Origin of the sequence: Chamaesiphon sp. (assembly GCF_041738855.1) — a bacterium.
In the GTDB taxonomy this organism is placed as follows: Bacteria; Cyanobacteriota; Cyanobacteriia; order Cyanobacteriales; family Chamaesiphonaceae; genus Chamaesiphon.
Window position 1 is genome coordinate 1 of record NZ_JBGSPA010000045.1, and the last position, 3,693, is coordinate 3,693.

Sequence of the window (3,693 nt, forward strand, 5' to 3'; positions counted from 1 at the left end):
TAAATCCAAAAACTTTAGAGAGATCGGGTAATTTACCGATCTGGCATTGACGATCGCCAACGACAGAGAAGTGAGGTTATCTTACAATAATCTTTGCCGTTAAGATCGTCCAAAACATTGGCACTTTAGAGAGATCGCTCCTTAAAAAATAACCGTACATCTCACGAACAGGTAGTCACAGTGATGCTCGTTCGGCTAGTTTTAGTTCGTTCTGGGCAATTAATCAGGAGTAAGTTTAATCCCTAAATTCAAAGCCGGATTATTCAGCCACCTGTCGCCGACATGGGTATAGATCGCCGTAGTCCGAGGATCGGCATGTCCCAGTAAATCCTGCACCTGCCGCAAGGAGGCACCACTTTGAATCGCTAAGGTACCCGCTGTATGCCGCAATGAGTGAGCCGATAAAGTCCGGCCCTCGCCATACTTGAGATCGAGCGCGTTGAGATAACCATCGACGATCTTTCTAATCCCCCGCCGCGACAACCGAAAATCTTGCTCGGCTGGATTTAAATTGCGGGGACGGTAATAAAGGTTGATAAATAGCGGTGTAATCCCAGCAATACTGTACCCTGCTCTCTTCCTGGCAAGTAAATACCGATCGAGTAAATCTACCAATTCGGGAATTAACGGCACGATCCGCTGCTGTTGTTTGCTAGTAACGGTAATCCCCACGCCCATCACCCCGCGCACGATATCCTTGATGTTAGCTCGATGTACCTCCATCGTCCGCGCCCCTTCTAGGGTCATAATTCCCAACAACAGTTGGTCGCGCAGCGTCTTGAGCGATGCAGGTTTAGCTAAAGGAGCCTGGAGAAAAGCTTGCGCTTCATCAGCAGTTAAGTAAGTAATCCGTTCGGCAGGATCGCTGCGCTGCTTGGGTGGTTTAACGCCCCAGACGGGGTTAGAAATTAGCAATCCATATTCCATCGCCGCATCGTACATCCGACTGATGGCGACTAGTTTGAGACTGATGGTGGTAGGTTTATACTTCTTTTGAACGAGATGGTGACGGTAGATCTTAACCTGATCTCTAGTAACTGTCAGGGGTTGAAGTTGATTTGTCTGGCACCAAAGGAGATAGTAGCGAACTTCACACCAATAAGTACGGATCGTTTCGGCACTAGCTCCGCCAGCACCAACATCGAATTGAAGGAAATTGGTAAACGCGGCAATTAATTCATCAGCATTGAGAACGAATGGGGTTGCCGATGGGATATTTGAAACGTCAGGTGTAGATGTCGAATTAAGGTCATTCAATGGAGCACTCGTAACCGATCCTGGGTATTAAAATTCTACTCGAATCCACTTGACGTTTGTTAACAAATTTTAGTGCGCTCGGATGATAAGTCTGCCCACATTGTCCACTTTAGCAATACAATCATACTTCAAATACCCCTAAAACCAACAGGCCGCTAACACACTTTAGCGGAACGTCTTGAGTCTCTAGCTGTTACTGGAGCTGGGTTCCAATCGATCGTTAGCTTTTGGTGGTTTTCGACAAATTCAGACTAAATCGGCTAGCGTATTGGTAGCAATCGCCTGATATTTATGACGGTTATCGTCGTAGCGAGTGAGAGTATTGAGATTGGTGTGGCGACTCAAACCTTGAGCGGCGCGAATATTACCGTCGCTGGCGTCCAAGTAGGCAGTGATGGCACTGTGCCGAATCCGATGGGGAGAAACTATCTTATCGATTCCGGCGGCTTCGCTAAACTCCCGCACCAAGCGGTAAATAGTACTGCCATCGAGTCTATGCCCCTTGCTGCGCCGATCTAGGCTGGTAAATAGTGGGTCTTCTTTGCGACAGTCATCTCTAGCTGCTAACCATTGCTCGATCGCGCTCGTCGTTGCTGGTGATAGGTCGATATGGCTTTTTTGAATCTTTCCCTTCCCTAAAATTGATAATCGCCCCGATTTGTCGAAATCGCCCCCATCCAGACTACAGATTTCATTCCGACGCAGGGCATTGTCCCAGAGTAGTCGCAAAATGGCATAATCTCTGATCCCTTTGATGGTGCTGCGGTCTGGAATTTGCAGCATCTCTTTAAACCTAGCTACAGCAATCCCTGTGGTATCACCATAACTTTCAACTTTCAAGCAAGTAACATCGGCAAGATTGAAGCTACACTGCTCTGCTTGACGAGCATAGTCTACGAAGGATTTTAGGGCTGAGAGCCGGACGTTAATCGTGCTGGGGGCTAATTTAGCCTCAATCAGCAGTTGTCGGTAGTGTAGAACTTGATAAACGGCTTCTGGCTGTTGTAGGGAGAGAAACTGACTCAAAAGCCGCTCGGATACTTCGCTATCGTCGGTGCGACGACAAAAATCGGCGATCGCTTTGCTGTAGTTTCTCCGAGTATTGGCAGAAATTTTCAGTCGGAGAAAGTCGGCAAGAAGGTCTGAACAAGAACGAGTGGCTTCAGGCGCATTGGGTAATGGAATGGGTTTGGATACTGGCGATCTCATGTAATTCATAGGCAAGCGAGAGAGTGATTTGACTTGTTACAAGTACAAGTACTAGTATTTTAGCCTAAATTAAGCTCGCGACAATGAGTTTGTTAGTGCGCTAAAATGAAATAGACCAAATGTTTTAATCCAGACTGGAATGCGTAAAACAACTTATGATGTCGTGCTGTACGGTGCCAGTGGCTTTGTCGGTAGGCAAACTGTCCGGTATTTTGCCGATCGTGTTCGCCTTGATGAGGTGCGGTGGGCAATTGCAGGTCGATCTCGCCAAAAGTTAGAATTAGTTAGGGCAGAAGTGGGGATTGATATCGATATTCTTGTAGCTGATAGCCAGGATCGGGCGGCGATCGACTCAATCGTTTCCCAGACGCGGGTATTGTTGAATACGGCTGGGCCGTTTACTCTGTATGGCGATACGATCGTTGATGCTTGTGTTCGCTACTACACCCATTATGTGGATATTACAGGGGAAACGCCGTGGGTGAAGGGATTAATCGATCGCTATCACGTCCAAGCTGCCACTGATGGAACGCGGATTATTCCCTGTTGTGGCTTTGACTCGGTACCAGCCGATTTAGGTGCTTATTTACTTGTGCGTCATCTACAGCAGGAATTGGGTGTTGGAGGTACACGGGTGAAGGCTTATTATCAGATGGCTGGGGGTTTTAATGGTGGGACGCTGGCTAGTGGCTTGAATATTTATGATCGAGGTGAACTCAACCAAGTTAGTAACCCTTTCCTGCTAAATCCGCCGGAATCTATACCCGCAGATATAGAGCAACATCGAGATCCCATTTCGCCTCAATACGATGTCGATCTTGGGACTTGGGTTGCGCCATTTTTCATGGGTGCAGTGAATACTCGAATTGTCCGCCGCAGTTGTGCTTTAGCCGCGCAATGGCAAGAACCGTATGGAATTGACTTTAGTTATCAGGAATATCTCAAATTCGACCCGCCGTGGGCATGGCTTCAGTCAGCAGGAATGGTGGCGAGTTTGGCTTTAATTGCTGGAGCGATTTCTATACCGCCGCTGCGCTATCTGCTGGAATCAATTATCCCTCAACCTGGGAGTGGGCCAACGGAGCAAACTATGTGTAGCGACCCGCAATCATAAATCATCAAACCCGCAATCATCGCAAAATTGAACCCAGATTAATTGCAACTATCCGACGACTCAAACCCACATTAACTGCAACTGAACCCAGATTAATTGCAACCAACCCACAA

At 47.5% G+C, this 3,693-nt stretch carries 3 protein-coding genes; 1 reads left to right on the plus strand and 2 read right to left on the minus strand.

What is annotated here, in order from left to right; translation table 11 throughout:
- Positions 1-219: 219 nt before the first annotated feature.
- Positions 220-1,257 carry a tyrosine-type recombinase/integrase gene (locus ACEW9I_RS05185; protein ID WP_373539295.1) on the minus strand — a complete coding sequence of 346 codons (1,038 nt, stop codon included), beginning with the start codon at positions 1,255-1,257 and terminating at the stop codon, positions 220-222.
- A 246-nt stretch (positions 1,258-1,503) separates the two neighbouring features.
- Positions 1,504-2,475, minus strand: coding sequence for a tyrosine-type recombinase/integrase (locus tag ACEW9I_RS05190; RefSeq protein ID WP_373539296.1), 972 nt, complete (start codon positions 2,473-2,475; stop codon positions 1,504-1,506).
- A gap of 130 nt (positions 2,476-2,605) precedes the next feature.
- On the opposite strand from ACEW9I_RS05190, the gene ACEW9I_RS05195 reads away from it, so the two are divergent.
- Complete coding sequence (locus ACEW9I_RS05195) at positions 2,606-3,580, plus strand: trans-acting enoyl reductase family protein (protein WP_373539297.1); 975 nt, start codon at positions 2,606-2,608, stop codon at positions 3,578-3,580.
- Positions 3,581-3,693 lie beyond the last annotated feature (113 nt).